Genomic DNA, 16,529 nt, shown 5'->3' on the forward strand with positions numbered 1-16,529 from the left:
CGACCGGAGAGGAAAACTCCTAGGACGTCAACAGGTCGAGTTCCGCGCGGAGGTTGCGGCGGGCCGGGTCCTCCCACGCCTGGCTGCCGTGCGGTGTGCTGAACAGGCGTGGCAGCGCGAGGAGTTGCCGCAGGATGTCGGCACGGCCGGTACGGAAGGCGTCCTCGGGGACGAAGGCGTACTCCTCGCGGACCTGGGCGGTGTAGGCCGCGTACGCCTCGGGCGGGGCGGCGAGGATCGCGAGGTCCGCGTCGCACAGGACGGCGCCGTCGCGGTCGTCGGGCGCGGGGGCGTGGGTGACGGTGAGGCGGACGAGGCGGGCCACCTCGTCGGTACGGGCCTGCGGAACTCCGGCCTCCGCCAGCGCCCGGACGGCCAGCCGGGCCGACCGTTCCTCGTTCTCGGAGCGGTCCGGCAGGTAGACGGCGTCGTGGAACCAGGCGGCGAGACGGACGACGGCGAGGTCATCGGCGTACGCGGCGAGCGCATCGACGTGGTCGAGCACGGCGGTGAGGTGGGCGGCGGTGTGATACCGCCGCTGCGGCTCCGACCAGCGGCGCAGCAGATCGTCGGCGTACGGGTCCGGGTCGGGGGCGGCGGAGCCGGGGCCAGGGCCACCGGGGTCGTCGCCGCGCGCGGCGAGCAGGGCCTCGCGCCAGCGGGCACGGAGGGCGGCGGGGTCGGTGCCGAGGTGAACCATGCGACCCATTCTTCCGCCCACGGGGGCCCGGCCAGGGAACCGGCCCAATAGGACGTGATCCGACCTCTATGAAGCCTACGGTGATCCCCGACGCCGCACCGGAAACCCGGAAGTCCCCGGGACCCGGCGCACCGGACCGCGCGGAAGGACCCCGACCACCATGAGCGACACCACGAACTCCACGAACTCCACCGAGCAGGCCCTCACCGGCGAGCGCGCCGACATCCGCGACGCGCTGCGCAAGCACCGGCAGTTCCTCGTCCAAACCGTCCGTGATCTCGACGACGAGCAGGCGGGCCGGCGCACCACGGCCAGCGAACTGTGTCTGGGCGGCCTGATCAAACACGTCACGTCGGTCGAGCGCGGCTGGGCGGAGTTCATCGTGCACGGCGCCTCGGTGATGCCGGACTTCACCGCCCTCACCGAGGAGGACCTCGCCCGCCGGGCCGACGAGTTCCGCATGCTGCCGGGCGACACGCTCGACGGGGTCCTCGCCGAGTACGCGAAGGTCGCCGAACACACCGACGAACTCGTCGCGACCGTGCCCGACCTGGACACCTCCCACCTGCTGCCGAAGGCGCCCTGGATCCAGCCGGGTGCCCGCATGACGGTCCGCAGGGTCCTGCTGCACGTCATCGCGGAGACCGCCCAGCACGCCGGCCACGCCGACATCATCCGCGAGTCCCTGGACGGCGCGAAGACCATGGGCTGACCCCCGACCCCGGACCACGCCCGCCGCCGCTCACGGCAGGCGGGCCTCCTGGTTGATGCAGCGGACGCGTTCGCGCAGCACCGCGTCGGGCGGGGCCTGCCGCAGTCCGTCCGGCGGGCAGTCCCACTCCCGGCCGCCGCCCACCGGACGCAACTGCACCCGGCCGCCCACATGCCCGCACACCTCGCCCATCCGCCCGTCCCGCACGTCCACCATGTACGTCCCGACCGGTGGCCGTTCCCCGCGCAGCACCGCCGTCAGCCGCTCCGCCGTCCGTACGTTGCAGCGCCCCAACGCGACGAGGGCGAACGGCTCGTCGCTCGCACCGGTCACCGGGTCCACCCCCAACGACGGCAGCACGACACCCGCTTCCGCCAACGCCTCCCGCAACGACGCCACGACTTCCTCGGTCGACCGCACTGTGCGCCCCACTTTCCTCACGCAGAGTTTTCGATACGCCACCCAGCGTGTATGCCCGCGCTCTAACCTGGCCAGACGTTCCGCCCCAACAAGAGAGGTCGTGGGACGAAAAGGACAGGGGGCGATTCATGCCTGGACCCAAAGATCTCGACCCGTCGTCCTCACCCCGTGCGCTGCTGGGCGCGGAGTTGCGCCACGCGCGCGAGAAGGCGGCCCTGAGCCAGGAGGAGTTGGGCAGCCGCCTCTTCGTCAGCGGCTCGTACATCGGCCAGTTGGAAGCGGGCACGAGACGGATGCAACCCGAGTACGCGCGGATGCTGGACGAGGTGCTGGGCGTGGACTTCTTCCTCCGCAACTGCCGCGCGGCGGCGAAGTCGGAGTACCCGGAACACTTCGCGGAGGCAGCGGAGGCGGAGGCGCGGGCGGTGGCGATCCGCGCATACGCGCCTCTGCTCATCCCCGGCCTGCTCCAGACCGCCGGGTACGCACGCGCGGTGTTCCGCGCCTACCAGCCGACGGCGCCGGAGGCGGCCATCGACAAGCTGGTCGCCACGCGGATGGAGCGAACGCACCTCCTCAACGACCCAACAGATCTGGTGTTGTGGGCCGTACTTGACGAAGCAGCGCTGCGCCGGGTGGTGGGCGAACCCGGTGTCATGGCGGAGGCTCTGCGCCACCTCGCCGAGATCGTCCGCACGAACCGGGCGATCGTGCAGGTGCTGCCGTTCTCGGCAGGAGCTCACGCCGCGATGCAAGGCGCCATCAAACTGATGGACTTCGAGGACGCTCCGCCGCTGGTCTACTTCGAGGGCGTCGCCACCGGGAGGCTGGAGGACGCACCGGCGGTCGTCCGCCACCAGCGCCTCACCTACGAACTCCTCACGGCCTGCGCCCTGTCGCCGAAAACCTCTCTGGCCCTACTGGAGGAAATGGCACAGGATTACGAGCATGAGGAGCTTTCCTGAGTACGACCTGACCGACGCCGCATGGCACAAGTCGAGCTACAGCGGCGGCGACGGCGGCGACTGCCTCGAAGTCGCCCGCTGGCGCAAGTCCACGCACAGCGGCGGCAGCGGCGGCGACTGCCTGGAAGTCGCCGACGGGCACCCCGCCCTCGTCCCCGTACGGGACTCGAAGAACCCCCAGGGCCCGAAGCTCGTGTTCCGAGCCTCGGCATGGGCACCGTTCGTCGAAGGCCTCAAGCGGCGGCACTGAGCCACTGCCGCACGGACGGGAGAGGCGGGGTTGCCCCACCCGCCCTCCCCGCCCAGAGTGCGGACATGCCGATACCGCCGCATCCGCATCCGCATCCGCATCCACACCTGCGAGAGATCAGCCCCGACAACTTCCAGAGCGCGATCGACCTGCGCGTCCGCCCCGACCAGGAACACCTCGTGGCGCCCGTGGTGAAGTCGCTCGCCGAGGCGTACGTCCACCCCGACATCGCATGGCCCCGGCTCATCTGCGACGGCGACGAGATCGTCGGGTTCCTCATGGCCTTCTTCGACGTCGACTGGACCGGCAAGGGCACCGACTTGCGCTCGGGGCTCTGGCGTCTCAACATCGCGGACGGCCAACAGGGCCGGGGCTACGGACGCTTCGCGGTGCGGTCCGTGGCCGACGAGATCCGGCGCCGGGGCGGCACACGCCTGACGACCACCTGGCATCCCGGACCGGACGGCCCCGAGGGCTTCTACCGGGCACTCGGCTTCCGCACGACCGGCGAGACCAGCGGAGATCAGACCGTGGGCGTGCTGGACCTCGACTGAACCCGCACTGCCGCCGCGCCCCGCCGCCCGGAGCTCAAGTACCGAGCTGCGAGCCCTCTTTGTACGGATTGGGGGGTGGGTTGTACCCACCCCCCCTCCCCGTCAACACAAAGCGACGCGTTTGCCACGGACCGTCATCAAGCTCTAGGTTGCCCGCAGACGTAACGACCCCCGTCAGGTGCTACGAACACCTGCGGGGGTCTCACCTACGAGATCGCCCAATCCCAGAGGGAACTCGATCCCATGGCTGCCGCCAACTCTAGTGACGACCCCCGCTCTCCGCACAGCACCCCGCACCCGATGGCGAACCCGGGTTACGGCAAACGCTCCGTGCCGGGACAACTTCCGCGCACACGCCACGACTTCACACACCTGCCGCGCCGCGAGGCCTCCGTCGCCGCGTACCTCGACCGGCTGTCCGAGAACGCCGACATGTCCGGGAACGGCCCCCGCGCTCACGCTCTCGCAGGCGGAGTGCGCGGAACTGGCGCCGCTGCTGGGCGACTGGTTCACGCGGGGAGCCACCGAGGAGCACATCACGCACGCCCTGACCGGCGGGCTCCCCAGCCCGGTGCACCACCCGGCGGCCCTGATCCGCTCCCGCCTGCTCACCAAGCTGCCGCCGGAGCCGGTGCCCGAGGCGCCGCGTACACCGCGCCGCCTGCTGGAGTGCGCGGAGTGCGGCGTCCCCGGCCGCCCCGAGGCGCTGCCCGGCGGCGTGTGCGGCGCGTGTCGGGACACGCCCTCTCCCCCGCGCCCCCACGCGCCCCTTCCCGCCCCCTCGGTTCACGCCCGCGCCGCCGCCATCCGGGCCAAAATGCCTCAACGACGACAGGAACGGACACCCGCATGACGGCTCCCACGATCCGACGGCACCATCCCGGGGCACGATGGGGGGAAGGAGGCGAGACCATGACCCCAAGCACCGCCGACGACCCGCAGATGTCCGTCGAGGACTTCGAGGAACTCGCCGAGGCCGCCCCTGAGGGGGTACGGCTCGAATTCATCAATGGCCGGGTCCACGCCAAGGACGGCCTCAGCGTCGAGGACTTCGAAGAACTGGAACGCCGGGCGCCGGAGACCGTCCGGCTCGAATACGTACACGGAAAACTAGAGGTCAAGGCAGTGCCGGACGGCAAGCACACGTCGATCTTCCTGTGGTTGCAGCGCCAGTGCATGCAACAGCGTCCCGACCTCGACCTCGCCCCCGAACGTGGAGTCAGGGCAGAGGCCTACCGCAAGGGTCGCGCCCGGACGGACGGTTTCCTGGCACCGGTGGATCACTTCGTCGATGACGGCGAGTGGTCGGAAGCCGGCGGGGCCCTGATGGCCGTGGAGATCACCTCCCACGACCGCGACACCGACAAGCGGGACCGCATCGACAAGCCCATCGGCTACGCGGAGGCCGAGATCCCCGTCTACCTCCTCATCGACCGCGACCACCACACCGTCGTCGTGCACAGCGAACCGAAGGACGGCCGCTACCGGCAGTCCCCCTCCTACCCGTGGGGGGCGACCGTCGAGCTCCCGCCCCCGGTGGGCATCACGCTCGACACCGAACAGCTCAAGAAGTACGCCGACTGAGGCACCCGACGGCGGCGAGAATGCCGTCATGTCCGAACTCCCCGCCTGGCCGGTCGCCGTACCGCTCGAAGGGCCGCGACTGCGGCTGGAACCGTTGCGCGTCGCGCACGCGGAGGAAGCGCCGGCATTCCTCGCCGACGTCCGCCTGCACACGTACATCGGAGGGACCCCGCCGACCCGGGGCGAACTGGAGCAGCGCTATCGCCGCCAGTCCGCCGGCCACTCGCCCGACCGCACGCAGGGCTGGCTGAACTGGATGCTGCGGCGCCACACCGACGGCAAGCTGGTCGGCACCGTACAGGCGACCCTCACCCGCCCCGACGGCCACCACCGTCCTACCGCCGAGCTCGCCTGGGTCGTAGGCCACGCCTTCCAGGGCAACGGCTACGCGAAGGAGGGCGCCGCCGCCATGACCCACTGGCTGCGCGACCAGGGCATCTCACCCCTCACGGCCCACGTCCACCCGGACAACCACCCCTCCGCCGCCGTCGCCGCAGCCCTCGGCCTGCACCCCACCGGCACCCTGCACGACGGCGAACGACACTGGACCGACGCCACCTCTCCGTGACCACCGCGGCAACCGTCCGTCCGGCGGCGCTGTCAGTCCCGTGTGCGACCCTGGCGGACATGAACCACGCACAGCTCACCGCGCTCGGCCGGGCCCTGCGCGTGCTCGGGGAGCACGGGGAGGCGCTGGGCGCCGACACGCCGGACGCCAAGCTGCACGAGGCCAAGGACGATCTGAAGCGCGCGCTCGACCTGCTGGAGGAGAGCATCAGCGGGGACCGGCCCACCACGCGGTGCGCCGAGCATCCGACCGGGCCCGTCGACAAGGACGCGCCCGATCTGTGCCTGCTGTGCGAGACGCGGCGCCGGGCCGCCCGGCGCGCCGAGTACGACGGCGGCGGACCTCGCCGGGCGGGGGTCGGCCCCGGGGAGCGCGTCCCGTCCCGGTACGGCACGCGGGAGGACCGGCCGCAGCCGCAGCAGCGCTGGCTGCCCGAGGCGTGGAACGGGCAGGAGTGGCAGCTGTGCGGCACCCCGCGCCGGGACCGGCGCGAGGCGGAGCTGTACCTCGACGCGCAGCGCCGGGGACCCCGCCCGGCGATGGCGTACCGGCTGGTGCACGAGTTCACCGACTACGAGGTGCTGCGCGTGTGGGGCCGGCCGGTGCGTGTCGACATCGAGCCGATGGGCGGGGGCCTGTGACCGGTCGCGGTCGTCCGGGCGGCGGCCCCCGCCGTCCCGCCCGCGGTCAGTGCAGGGTCTTCGCGGCGGCCGCGTCGTAGGGGGCCAGTTCGTCGAAGCGGCCCGTGAGCACCTTCCGCGCCCACTCGGGGTCCTGGAGCAGCGCGCGGCCGACGGCGACGAGGTCGAACTCGTCGCGCTCCATGCGGTCCAGGAGTTCGTCGATGTTCTTGACGGGGGCGCCCTCGCCCTTGAAGGAGCGGGCGAAGTCGCCGTCCAGTCCGACCGAGCCGACGGTGATGGCGGGCCTGCCGGTGAGCTTCTTCGACCAGCCCGCGAGGTTGAGGTCCGAGCCGTCGAACTCGGGCAGCCAGTAGCGCCGGGTGGAGGCGTGGAAGGCGTCCACCCCGGCCTCGGCGAGCGGTGTGAGGATCGCCTCCAGCTCCTGGGGCGTCCCGGCGAGCCGCGCGTCGTAGCTGTCGGCCTTCCACTGCGAGTAGCGGAAGATGACCGGGAACTCCGGCGACACCCGCGCCCGAACCGCCTCGACGATCTCCACCGCGAACTTCGCGCGGGCCACCGGGTCGCCGCCGTAGGCGTCGGTGCGGCGGTTGGTGTGCTCCCACAGGAACTGGTCGATGAGGTAGCCGTGGGCGCCGTGCAGTTCGACGCCGTCGAAGCCGATGCGCTCGGCGGCGGCGGCCGCGTCGGCGAACGCGGCGATGACGTCGTCCAGGTCCTGCCGGGTCATCGCCCGGCCGGTGGCCTCGGCCTCGCCGCCGCGCAGACCGGAGGGGCCGACGGCGGGGGCGTCCGGGAAGGGCGGACGGCCCTGCTCACGGACCATGCCGACGTGCCAGAGCTGCGGCACGATCGTGCCGCCCGCCCCGTGCACCGCGTCGGCGACCTCCGCCCAGCCCGCGAGCTGCTCCTCGCCGTGGAACCGGGGGACGCGGTCGCTGATACCGGCGGAGGGGTGGCCGACATAGGTGCCCTCGGTGACGATCAGCCCGACGCCCGCGGCGGCCCGGCGGGCGTAGTAGGCGCGCACGTCCTCGCCCGGGACGCCGCCCGGGGAGAACATGCGGGTCATCGGCGCCATGACGATGCGGTTGGGGACGGTCAGGCCGTTCAGGGCGACGGGGCGGGAGAGGATCCGCGCGGCGCGGGAGGCGGAGGTGTCCGCACCGGAGGTGGTGGTGTCGGCGGGGGCGGTCATACGGGCTCCTCGAGGACGTGGATAAACCGTTCAGTATGTGCACGCGCATGCAATGCGCCCCTTGGTCAATGTCTTGTACGGCCCACGCATTCCCGTCCGCCCCACCACTGTGACCGCGACCTCCCGAGCCTCCGTGCGGCGCGGGCGCCGAACACGCCGAAGGGCGGCACCCCCCGTGCGGGGAGTGCCGCCCTCTGTCGCACTCGAACGTCGGCGTGTGCCGGCCTGTGCCGGTCCACGACGGCGTGCGTCGGACTTCCTGTCCGGTCCTCGGTGGGCCCGGCCCGGCTGGAGGCCGGACCCGGAGAGGATCAGAAGTCCATGTCACCGCCCGGCATGCCGCCCGGAGCGCCCGCCGGGGCGGCCTTCTCCGGCTTGTCGGCGATGACGGCCTCGGTGGTCAGGAAGAGCGCGGCGATGGAGGCGGCGTTCTGCAGCGCGGAACGGGTCACCTTCGCCGGGTCGATGATGCCTTCCTTGACCAGGTCGACGTACTCGCCGGTCGCGGCGTTCAGGCCGTGGCCCGGGGTCAGGTTGCGCACCTTCTCCACCACGACGCCGCCCTCGAGGCCGGCGTTGACCGCGATCTGCTTCAGCGGGGCCTCGAGCGCCAGCTTGACGGCGGCGGCACCGGTGGCCTCGTCGCCCTCGAGCTCCAGCTTCTCGAAGACCTGGGAGGCCTGGAGCAGGGCCACGCCACCACCGGCGACGATGCCCTCCTCGACGGCCGCCTTCGCGTTGCGGACGGCGTCCTCGATGCGGTGCTTGCGCTCCTTGAGCTCCACCTCGGTGGCGGCACCGGCCTTGATGACCGCGACGCCGCCGGCGAGCTTCGCCAGGCGCTCCTGCAGCTTCTCGCGGTCGTAGTCGGAGTCGCTGTTGTCGATCTCGGCGCGGATCTGGTTGACCCGGCCGGCGACCTGGTCGGCGGAGCCGGCGCCGTCGACGATGGTGGTCTCGTCCTTGGTGATGACGACCTTGCGGGCGCGGCCCAGGAGCTCCAGACCGGCGTTCTCCAGCTTGAGGCCGACCTCCTCGGAGATGACCTCGCCGCCCGTGAGGATGGCGATGTCGCCGAGCATGGCCTTGCGGCGGTCACCGAAGCCCGGGGCCTTGACGGCGACGGACTTGAAGGTGCCACGGATCTTGTTGACGACCAGGGTCGACAGGGCCTCGCCCTCGACGTCCTCGGCGATGATCAGCAGCGGCTTGCCCGACTGCATGACCTTCTCCAGGAGCGGGAGCAGGTCCTTGACCGCGGAGATCTTGGAGTTGGCGATGAGGATGTAGGGGTCCTCGAGCGACGCCTCCATGCGCTCCATGTCGGTCGCGAAGTACGCCGAGATGTAGCCCTTGTCGAAGCGCATGCCCTCGGTGAGCTCGAGCTCCAGACCGAAGGTCTGCGACTCCTCGACCGTGATGACGCCTTCCTTGCCGACCTTGTCCATCGCCTCGGCGATGAGCTCGCCGATCTGGGTGTCGGCGGCGGAGATGGAGGCCGTGGAGGCGATCTGCTCCTTCGTCTCGACCTCCTTGGCCTGGTCGAGCAGGGCGGCGGAGACGGCCTCGACGGCCTTCTCGATACCGCGCTTCAGGGCCATCGGGTTGGCGCCGGCCGCCACGTTGCGCAGGCCCTCGCGGACCAGCGCCTGGGCGAGGACGGTCGCGGTGGTCGTACCGTCACCGGCGACGTCGTCCGTCTTCTTGGCGACTTCCTTGACCAGCTCGGCGCCGATCTTCTCGTACGGGTCCTCGAGCTCGATCTCCTTGGCGATGGAGACACCATCGTTGGTGATCGTGGGGGCGCCCCACTTCTTCTCGAGGACGACGTTTCGGCCCTTGGGGCCGAGCGTCACCTTCACGGCGTCCGCGAGCTGGTTCATGCCGCGCTCGAGGCCGCGCCGCGCCTCCTCGTCGAACGCGATGATCTTGGCCATGTGAAGTGGTCCTCCCGGACTGGGGTGGATTGCTCCGGACCGCGCCCGCGCCCGCGACGGACGGCACCGGCTGGTGGTTCCTTGCCCCACCTCGCCAGGGCCTCACCGACCCGGTCCATAGTTGTCACTCTCACCTTGTGAGTGCTAACGCCAATGATTAGCACTCACCCCCCGAGAGTGCAAGCGCCACCCCGCGGAACCCGGACGGACCGGCGGGCCCGCGGGCGCCCGACGCCGCCCCGGTTCCGGACGGACCGGCGGGCCCGCGGGCGCCCGACGCCGCCCCGGTTCCGGACAGACCGAAGGGCCCGCGGGCACCCGACGGTGCCCACGAGCCCTTCGTTCACGTCGAACTTTCAGTCGGCGCGCGCGTCAGCCGGCAACGCGGACCATGTCCGCCTGCGGCCCCTTCTGACCCTGCGAGATCTCGAACTCGACCCGCTGGCCCTCTTCCAGAGTGCGGTAACCGTCCATCTGGATCGCGCTGTAGTGGACGAACACATCCGCACCACCGTCGACCGCGATGAAGCCGTACCCCTTCTCCGCGTTGAACCACTTGACGGTGCCCTGAGCCATGCCTAACTCCCCTATTACTGGCCCTTGCACGGATCCGCACTTCGCGGATCCGGGTCAGACCTCACCCCCCAACGGTTGGGGGCGTGCGCCGGAACGCGTCGACCGCGGCTGAATGTATCTGTCCAACTGCCGTGTGCAACAGGTCAGTCGGACGAGAAATCTGGGCACGACCGGTCGGGAATGTACGGAGAATTCGCTCGAATTCAGGGCAAGTCGGACCGCACAAAAGGCGCATAGGACGCAAAAGCCCTGCACACTTTGGCTACTTCTTGTCGGAAGCCCGACAAGATTGCCGTCGCCCGGTCTCGGAAATCCGGGGTGCGTTCCCCAATTGTATCGCGCTCAATCATACAGAATTACCCCCTCCGCTTCTCTCGCGGAGGGGGTAATTCGTTCTACGCTGAGTGATCTGCATTACCGAGGGTAAGGGACGCGGAACGTGGACGCCGTCCGGCGCGTCCCGCCCGCCACGCCCGTCTCAGCCGCCGGCGACCGCGGGGATGATCGACACGCCCGCACCCTGCGGCGTCGCCGTGTCGAGCCCCTGCTCGAAGCGGACGTCGTCGTCGTTGACGTACACGTTGACGAAACGGCGCAGCTTGCCCTGGTCGTCCAGGACCCGGGCGGCGATCCCGGTGTGGTTCTTCTCCAGGTCCGCGATGACCTCGCCGAGGGTCGTGCCCTCGGCGTCGACCTCGGCCTTGCCGCCGGTGTAGGTGCGCAGGATGGTGGGGATGCGAACGGTGACGCTCATGGGGGTGATGACCTCCGGTCGGGTGCGAGGGTGCCCGTAGGGGGGCGCTGTGGGGAAGGGGGGACGGCCGGTCCTGCCGCGCGAGGGCCGCGCGGGGGCTACGCGAGCCCCGCCTCCCGGAAGGACTCCAGGGACGGCCGGATCGTCGCGGTGAGCCCCGTGCCCGCCACCGCGTCCAGCGTCTTGAGGCCGTCACCGGTGTTGAGGACGACGGTCGTCAGCGACGGGTCGAGCACACCGGCCTCGATCAGCTTGCGCGTGACGCCGACCGTCACACCGCCGGCGGTCTCCGCGAAGATGCCCTCGGTCCGCGCCAGCAGCCGGATCGCGTCGACGATCGCCTCGTCGTTCACGTCCTCCACCGCACCGCCCGTGCGGCGTGCGATGTCCAGCACGTAGGGGCCGTCGGCCGGGTTGCCGATCGCCAGCGACTTGGCGATCGTGTCCGGCTTCTGCGGCCGTACGACGTCGTGGCCCGCCTTGAACGCGGTCGACACCGGCGAACAGCCCTCCGCCTGGGCGCCGAAGATCTTGTACGGCCGGTCCTCGACGAGCCCGAGCTCGATCAGCTCCCGCAGCCCCTTGTCGATCTTCGTGAGCTGGGAGCCGGAGGCGATGGGCACCACGAGCTGGTCGGGCAGCCGCCAGCCGAGCTGCTCGCAGATCTCGTACGCCAGCGTCTTGGAACCCTCGGCGTAGTACGGCCGCAGGTTGACGTTGACGAAGCCCCAGCCCTCGCCCGCCGGGTCGCCGATCAGCTCGGAGCAGAAACGGTTCACGTCGTCGTAGTTGCCCTCGATGCCGACGAGCTCGCCGCCGTAGATCGCGGCCATGACGACCTTGCCCTGCTCCAGGTCGTGCGGGATGAACACGCAGGAGCGGAAGCCGGCCCGGGCGGCGGCGGCACCCACCGCGCCGGCCAGGTTGCCGGTGGAGGAGCAGGACAGGGTGGTGAAGCCGAAGGCACGGGCGGCCTCGATGGCCTGGGCGACGACGCGGTCCTTGAAGGAGTGCGTCGGGTTGCCGGAGTCGTCCTTGATGTACAGCCCGCCGGTGACGCCGAGTTCACGGGCCAGGTTGTCGGCCTTGACGAGCTTGGTCCAGCCGGGGTTGATGTTCGGCTTCGTCGCCACGTCCGCCGGGACGGGCAGCAGCGGGGCGTACCGCCAGATGTTCGCGGGGCCCGCTTCGATGGTCCGGCGCAGTTCCTCGGTGTCGTGACCCGAGAAGTCGTAGGCGATCTCGAGCGGCCCGAAACATTCCTCGCAGGCGAACACGGGACCGAGCGGCACCCGGTGGCCGCATTCGCGGCAGCTCAGCGCGGCGGCCGGACCGAGATCGACGGACCCGGTGGCGGAAGGGGCGGAGGTGGCAGAAGTGGTGGAGCCGGTGGTGTCTTCGACAGTCTGCACAGCCATGTGAGGCGAGGCCCTTTCTCCTCATCTTCCTCACGACGCATCTCGCCGTGAGACGGATTTGGCACCTTCCCTAGCCGGGAGCCTCGCGGAGTGATCGGGATTGATCAGCGATCTACGAGTGCCGGCTGGAGGGTTGCCGGGGCTTCATCGGGCCGTTTCCCTCTGCCCCTCTGGATGAGCGGTATTCGGTTGTGGTGGCGCCGGTGGCCCCCGGCATGCGACGGCCATCTGCGTTGTTCAAGACTGTAACCGAAGGCCAGGACACTTGGACGAGTCGTCCGTACCGCGAGATGGATCACGAAGGAGCCACCGACCGTGCTGCAGGAAGTCGAGCATTGGCTGAAGGCGCGCTCGTGGTCGGTGGCGGACCGCCCGTTGCAGCAGGTCATGGCCGCCAAGCGGGCCACCGGCCAGTCGGTCAGCGTGGTGCTCCCGGCGCTGGACGAGGAGGCGACCGTCGGCGAGATCGTGGCGACGATCCGCCGCGACCTGGTCCGGCGGGTGCCTCTCGTCGACGAGATCGTGGTCGTCGACTCCGGCTCCACCGACCGCACCGCCGAGGTGGCCGCGGCGGCGGGCGCCCGGGTCGTGCACCGTGACGCGATCCTGCCGCGCATCCCGGCCCTGCCCGGCAAGGGCGAGGTGCTGTGGCGCTCGCTGCTGGTCACGCGCGGCGACCTCGTCTGCTTCGTCGACGCCGATCTGCGCGCGTTCTCCTCCGACTTCGTCACCGGCATCGTCGGCCCGCTGCTGACCGACCCCGACGTGCACCTGGTCAAGGCGATGTACGACCGCCCGCTCGCCGGAGCCGCCGGACAGGGCGGCCGGGTCACCGAGCTGATGGCCCGGCCACTGCTCAACATGCACTGGCCGCTGCTGGCCGGCTTCGTCCAGCCGCTCGGCGGCGAGTACGCGGCCCGCCGCTCGCTGCTCGAACGGCTCCCGTTCCCGGTCGGCTACGGCGTCGAGCTCGGCATGCTGGTCGACGCGTTGCACACCGTCGGCCTCGACGCGCTCGCCCAGGTCGACGTCGGCGTACGCCACCACCGCCACCAGGACGGGCAGGCACTGGGCCGCATGGCCGCCGCGATCTACCGCACCGCCCAGCTCCGTCTGGCCCGCGGCCACCTTCTGCGCCCCGCCCTCACCCAGTTCGAACGCGGCCCGCAGGGCTTCGAGCCGCGCACCCATCCGGTGGACACGGAGGAGCGCCCGCCGATGACCGAGATCGCGGAGTACGCGGCGGGGAAGGTGGCGTAGGGGGAGGGCGGGGCATGGGCCGGCCGCTTACACCCGTTGTATGCACAGGTCGTGTGACGGAATCGGTGCGGTGAGGTGTCCGTGCACGTTTGAGGGTTCGGGGGCCGGGCTAGGTTGAGGCGTATGGCTTCAAGGTTCGGTGCTGCTCAGGTGCTGGTCGCCTCCAATCGGGGGCCCGTCTCGTACGCCGTGCGGGAGGACGGTTCGCTGCACGCCAGGCGGGGCGGTGGCGGGCTGGTCTCCGGGCTGTCGGCCATCGGGCCGGACGCGGGCGCGCTGTGGGTGTGCTCGGCGCTGGGCGACGGTGACCGCGAGGCGGTGCGGCGCGGGGTCGGCGAGGACGGCGTACGGATGCTGGACGTGCCGGCCGACGTGCACGCGGACGCCTACAACGGCATCGCCAACTCCGTGCTCTGGTTCGTGCACCACATGCTGTACCAGACCCCGTTGGAACCCGTGTTCGATCGGGAGTTCCGGCGCCAGTGGGCCTCGTACGAGACCTACAACCGGGCCTTCGCCGAGGCGCTCGCCGAGGAGGCGGCCGAGGGCGCGGTCGTGATGGTCCAGGACTACCACCTGACCCTGGTCCCGGGAATGCTCCGGGAACTCCGCCCCGACCTGCGGATCGGGCACTTCTCGCACACCCCCTGGGCGCCCGTCGACTACTTCCGGATGCTCCCCGACGACATCGCCGAGCAGGTGCTGCGCGGCATGCTCGGCGCCGACCGGCTCGGCTTCCTCACCCACCGCTGGGCGGACGCCTTCACCGCGTGCGCGGACGCGGTGGCCGGCGGGCTCGGCGACACCCGGATCGGGGTGCACGGGCTCGGCGCGGACGCCGACTTCCTGCGCGCCCGCTCGCACGAGGACGACGTGGCGGAGCGGATGACGGCGCTGCGCGAGGAGATCGGCCCGGACCGCAGGACGATCGTCCGGGTCGACCGGACCGAACTGTCGAAGAACATCGTGCGCGGACTGCGCGCCTACGAGGAACTGCTCGCCTCGCGGCCCGAGTGGCGCGAGCGGGTGGTGCACGTGGCGTTCGCCTACCCCTCCCGGCAGGACCTCGCGGTGTACCGGGAGTACACCGACGAGGTGCGGCGGGTGGCCGAGTCGATCAACGCCCGGTACGGCACGGACGGCTGGACACCGGTCCTGATGCATGTCGAGGACGACTTCGCACGGTCGCTCGCGGCCTACCGGCTGGCCGATGTGGCGCTGGTCAACCCCGTACGGGACGGGATGAACCTGGTCGCCAAGGAGGTGCCGCTCGTCTCCGACGAGGGCTGCGCGCTGGTGCTGTCGAGGGAGGCGGGGGCGTACGAGGAACTGGGCGAGGACGCGATCGTGGTGAACCCGTACGACGTGGTCGCGACGGCGGAGGCGCTGCACGAGGCGTTGTCCATGCCGGCGGCCGAGCGAGTCGAACGGTCGAAGCGACTGGCGGCGGCGGGCACGGCGCTGCCGCCGTCGCGGTGGTTCCTGGACCAGTTGCACGCGTTGGAGGGCTGAGCGGGGGCTGAGGACCGGGTCCGGGGCCCGGACAGGCCCCCAAGCGGCCTCGCTTGTTTTTCGCGACACCCTGTCGTAATTTTTACGACAGGGTGTCGCTTAGAGGCGTGGAACCACGTCGAGGCCGCCCGCCGGACAGGGAGTCCCCCATGAACGCGCTCAACGACCGCGGCGGACGCGGCGATCTCGCCGTCCTCACCGATCGCGCCGATCTCATCGAATTGCTCGGCCGCTACGCCGACATCTCGGACCGGAAGGAGTACACCGAGCTGCCCGGCCTTGTCTTCACCGACCCGCTCACCCTCGACTTCGAGTCGGTGGCCGGCATGCCGCCGATGACCGTGCCGCTCGATGACTACCTCGACAACCTCCGCACCGCCTTCGCGGCCTACACCGCGACCCACCACGCCATCACCGGCCACGTCGTCGACATCGACGGCGACAGCGCGCGGATCCACGCGCACGTCCGTGCCGAGCACTGGCTGCCGGAGGAACTCGCCGGCGAGGGCCCCCACCGCTGGCTGGTGGTCGGCTTCTACGACAACGAGGCGATGCGCACGCCGGACGGCTGGCGCCTGAGCCGGGTGAGACTCACCGCGACGTACCAGGAGAACCCGCACCTGGCGGGCGTCGCCATGGCCGCCGCGCAGGCGAAGGCGGGCTGAAGGGCGTGTCGCGGGTGCGGGATGCGGCCCGCGGGGGGACGGGCCGTGGGTACGGACCCGTGGGTACGGCCTGTAGGTACGGCCTGTAGGTACGGCCCGTGGGTACGGGCCCGGGGTACGGGGCTCGCCCCGGCGGGGGAGAATGGCCGGATGCCGCGGATTCGGGGAACCAGCATCGAGGAACACCACGAGCTGGTGTGGGCCGATCTCGCCGAGGCGATGCGGGAACTTCTGCTCGAACGCGACTACGAGTCGATCAACATGGGGCACATCGCGGCCCGGGCCGGACTCGCGCGCAACACGCTGTACAACTACGCGGGCGACAAGAGCGCGCTGGTCATTGCCCTGATCGAGCGCGCGGCCCGGCCCGCGGTCGCACGTGTGTCCGCGATCGCGGCGCGGTCCGCGGCACCGGCCGCCGAGCGGATGCGGGAGATCATCGAGGCGTTCCTGGAGGCGTCCGCGGATCAGGCCATGCAGCTGATGTTCCGGCCGGGCTCCGGGCCGCTGGTCGCCGAGGTGCCGAAGGGGCCGGACAACCCGTTCAACGCGATCGTGGTCGAGGTGGAGAACGTCGTCCGCGACGGCATCGCGCGCGGGGAGTTCCGCGACGTCGGCGACGTACGCCTCGCGGTGGAACTGCTGTCCGGCGTCATGCGCGCGGGCGCCGAACGCATCGGCCGCGACCCGGCCGCCTTCACGGACACGGTCGACGCGGCACGCGGCATCATCCTCGCGTCCCTGACCCACCACCCGGCGGAGCGATGACGACCGGGGCCTCCGCCGGCCCCGTCGGTCCCCGGCCCGGACGAGCC

18 protein-coding genes and 1 riboswitch are annotated in these 16,529 nt (G+C 71.0%); of the genes, 11 read left to right on the forward strand and 7 right to left on the reverse strand.

The features are described 5' to 3' along the window. Window positions 1–19: 19 nt before the first annotated feature. On the reverse strand, window positions 20–709 hold the full coding sequence (locus QFZ64_RS16010) for a hypothetical protein (protein ID WP_307066285.1): 690 nt from the start codon (window positions 707–709) through the stop codon (window positions 20–22). Between the two features lie 151 nt (window positions 710–860). Between QFZ64_RS16010 and QFZ64_RS16015 the strand changes: the two genes are divergently transcribed. After that, a complete protein-coding gene (locus QFZ64_RS16015; RefSeq protein ID WP_307066287.1) occupies window positions 861–1,412 on the forward strand; it encodes a DinB family protein in 552 nt (183 codons plus the stop codon). Between the two features lie 30 nt (window positions 1,413–1,442). On the opposite strand, the gene QFZ64_RS16020 is transcribed toward QFZ64_RS16015, so the two are convergent. Beyond that, complete coding sequence (locus tag QFZ64_RS16020; RefSeq protein WP_307066289.1) at window positions 1,443–1,832, reverse strand: hypothetical protein; 390 nt, start codon at window positions 1,830–1,832, stop codon at window positions 1,443–1,445. Window positions 1,833–1,960: 128 nt separating this feature from the next. Here QFZ64_RS16020 and QFZ64_RS16025 point away from each other — a divergent pair, with 128 nt between their 5' ends. The 6 genes from QFZ64_RS16025 to QFZ64_RS16055 all read left to right on the forward strand — a co-directional run bounded on the left by QFZ64_RS16025 (window position 1,961) and on the right by QFZ64_RS16055 (window position 6,394). Then, a complete protein-coding gene (locus QFZ64_RS16025) occupies window positions 1,961–2,797 on the forward strand; it encodes a helix-turn-helix transcriptional regulator (protein ID WP_307066291.1) in 837 nt (278 codons plus the stop codon). Then, window positions 2,781–3,047, forward strand: a complete 267-nt coding sequence (locus QFZ64_RS16030; RefSeq protein WP_307066293.1) for a DUF397 domain-containing protein — start codon at window positions 2,781–2,783, stop codon at window positions 3,045–3,047. Before QFZ64_RS16025 ends, QFZ64_RS16030 begins: the two co-directional genes overlap by 17 nt. Before the next feature lie 65 nt (window positions 3,048–3,112). Continuing rightward, window positions 3,113–3,601, forward strand: coding sequence for a GNAT family N-acetyltransferase (locus QFZ64_RS16035; protein ID WP_307066295.1), 489 nt, complete (start codon window positions 3,113–3,115; stop codon window positions 3,599–3,601). A 912-nt stretch (window positions 3,602–4,513) separates the two neighbouring features. Then, window positions 4,514–5,185, forward strand: coding sequence for a Uma2 family endonuclease (locus QFZ64_RS16045; protein WP_307066297.1), 672 nt, complete (start codon window positions 4,514–4,516; stop codon window positions 5,183–5,185). A 28-nt stretch (window positions 5,186–5,213) separates the two neighbouring features. After that, complete coding sequence (locus tag QFZ64_RS16050; RefSeq protein ID WP_307066299.1) at window positions 5,214–5,753, forward strand: GNAT family N-acetyltransferase; 540 nt, start codon at window positions 5,214–5,216, stop codon at window positions 5,751–5,753. A 59-nt stretch (window positions 5,754–5,812) separates the two neighbouring features. Then, window positions 5,813–6,394, forward strand: a complete 582-nt coding sequence (locus tag QFZ64_RS16055) for a hypothetical protein (protein WP_307066302.1) — start codon at window positions 5,813–5,815, stop codon at window positions 6,392–6,394. Window positions 6,395–6,440: 46 nt separating this feature from the next. Here the strand turns inward: QFZ64_RS16055 and QFZ64_RS16060 are convergent, their stop codons facing one another. From QFZ64_RS16060 to thrC, 5 genes are all read right to left on the reverse strand, one after another. Next, on the reverse strand, window positions 6,441–7,592 hold the full coding sequence (locus QFZ64_RS16060) for an NADH:flavin oxidoreductase (protein ID WP_307066304.1): 1,152 nt from the start codon (window positions 7,590–7,592) through the stop codon (window positions 6,441–6,443). 311 nt (window positions 7,593–7,903) lie between these two features. Next, the gene (gene groL, locus QFZ64_RS16065; RefSeq protein WP_307066305.1) at window positions 7,904–9,529 is read right to left on the reverse strand and encodes a chaperonin GroEL; all 1,626 of its coding nucleotides are present in this window, start codon (window positions 9,527–9,529) and stop codon (window positions 7,904–7,906) included. Window positions 9,530–9,901: 372 nt separating this feature from the next. Beyond that, window positions 9,902–10,105 carry a cold-shock protein gene (locus QFZ64_RS16070; RefSeq protein WP_003986833.1) on the reverse strand — a complete coding sequence of 68 codons (204 nt, stop codon included), beginning with the start codon at window positions 10,103–10,105 and terminating at the stop codon, window positions 9,902–9,904. Between the two features lie 478 nt (window positions 10,106–10,583). Beyond that, entirely contained in the window at window positions 10,584–10,859 is a 276-nt protein-coding gene (locus QFZ64_RS16075) for a MoaD/ThiS family protein (RefSeq protein ID WP_307066335.1), read from the reverse strand. A gap of 98 nt (window positions 10,860–10,957) precedes the next feature. Next, entirely contained in the window at window positions 10,958–12,277 is a 1,320-nt protein-coding gene (gene thrC, locus QFZ64_RS16080) for a threonine synthase (RefSeq protein WP_307066337.1), read from the reverse strand. Between the two features lie 18 nt (window positions 12,278–12,295). Further along, a riboswitch (SAM riboswitch) is annotated at window positions 12,296–12,458 on the reverse strand. 134 nt (window positions 12,459–12,592) lie between these two features. Between thrC and QFZ64_RS16085 the strand changes: the two genes are divergently transcribed. From QFZ64_RS16085 to QFZ64_RS16100, 4 genes are all read left to right on the forward strand, one after another. Beyond that, complete coding sequence (locus QFZ64_RS16085) at window positions 12,593–13,537, forward strand: glucosyl-3-phosphoglycerate synthase (protein WP_307066340.1); 945 nt, start codon at window positions 12,593–12,595, stop codon at window positions 13,535–13,537. Window positions 13,538–13,660: 123 nt separating this feature from the next. Beyond that, complete coding sequence (locus tag QFZ64_RS16090) at window positions 13,661–15,049, forward strand: trehalose-6-phosphate synthase (RefSeq protein ID WP_307066342.1); 1,389 nt, start codon at window positions 13,661–13,663, stop codon at window positions 15,047–15,049. Between the two features lie 149 nt (window positions 15,050–15,198). Next, a complete protein-coding gene (locus QFZ64_RS16095) occupies window positions 15,199–15,714 on the forward strand; it encodes a nuclear transport factor 2 family protein (protein WP_307066344.1) in 516 nt (171 codons plus the stop codon). A gap of 150 nt (window positions 15,715–15,864) precedes the next feature. After that, complete coding sequence (locus QFZ64_RS16100; protein ID WP_307066346.1) at window positions 15,865–16,482, forward strand: TetR/AcrR family transcriptional regulator; 618 nt, start codon at window positions 15,865–15,867, stop codon at window positions 16,480–16,482. The last annotated feature ends 47 nt before the right edge of the window (window positions 16,483–16,529 follow it).

Origin of the sequence: Streptomyces sp. B3I8 (genome assembly GCF_030816915.1) — a bacterium.
Lineage (GTDB): Bacteria > Actinomycetota > Actinomycetes > Streptomycetales > Streptomycetaceae > Streptomyces.

Excerpts from the sequence above, each read along its gene's own strand:
- QFZ64_RS16035 (WP_307066295.1), top strand. The coding sequence starts at position 3,113 with ATGCCGATACCGCCGCATCCGCATCCGCATCCGCATCCACACCTGCGA.
- thrC (WP_307066337.1), bottom strand. The coding sequence starts at position 12,277 with ATGGCTGTGCAGACTGTCGAAGACACCACCGGCTCCACCACTTCTGCC.
- QFZ64_RS16030 (WP_307066293.1), top strand. The coding sequence starts at position 2,781 with ATGAGGAGCTTTCCTGAGTACGACCTGACCGACGCCGCATGGCACAAG.
- QFZ64_RS16055 (WP_307066302.1), top strand. The coding sequence starts at position 5,813 with ATGAACCACGCACAGCTCACCGCGCTCGGCCGGGCCCTGCGCGTGCTC.
- QFZ64_RS16015 (WP_307066287.1), top strand. The coding sequence starts at position 861 with ATGAGCGACACCACGAACTCCACGAACTCCACCGAGCAGGCCCTCACC.
- QFZ64_RS16025 (WP_307066291.1), top strand. The coding sequence starts at position 1,961 with ATGCCTGGACCCAAAGATCTCGACCCGTCGTCCTCACCCCGTGCGCTG.
- QFZ64_RS16050 (WP_307066299.1), top strand. The coding sequence starts at position 5,214 with ATGTCCGAACTCCCCGCCTGGCCGGTCGCCGTACCGCTCGAAGGGCCG.
- QFZ64_RS16090 (WP_307066342.1), top strand. The coding sequence starts at position 13,661 with ATGGCTTCAAGGTTCGGTGCTGCTCAGGTGCTGGTCGCCTCCAATCGG.
- QFZ64_RS16075 (WP_307066335.1), bottom strand. The coding sequence starts at position 10,859 with ATGAGCGTCACCGTTCGCATCCCCACCATCCTGCGCACCTACACCGGC.
- QFZ64_RS16045 (WP_307066297.1), top strand. The coding sequence starts at position 4,514 with ATGACCCCAAGCACCGCCGACGACCCGCAGATGTCCGTCGAGGACTTC.
- QFZ64_RS16060 (WP_307066304.1), bottom strand. The coding sequence starts at position 7,592 with ATGACCGCCCCCGCCGACACCACCACCTCCGGTGCGGACACCTCCGCC.
- QFZ64_RS16010 (WP_307066285.1), bottom strand. The coding sequence starts at position 709 with ATGGGTCGCATGGTTCACCTCGGCACCGACCCCGCCGCCCTCCGTGCC.
- QFZ64_RS16095 (WP_307066344.1), top strand. The coding sequence starts at position 15,199 with ATGAACGCGCTCAACGACCGCGGCGGACGCGGCGATCTCGCCGTCCTC.
- QFZ64_RS16100 (WP_307066346.1), top strand. The coding sequence starts at position 15,865 with ATGCCGCGGATTCGGGGAACCAGCATCGAGGAACACCACGAGCTGGTG.
- groL (WP_307066305.1), bottom strand. The coding sequence starts at position 9,529 with ATGGCCAAGATCATCGCGTTCGACGAGGAGGCGCGGCGCGGCCTCGAG.
- QFZ64_RS16070 (WP_003986833.1), bottom strand. The coding sequence starts at position 10,105 with ATGGCTCAGGGCACCGTCAAGTGGTTCAACGCGGAGAAGGGGTACGGC.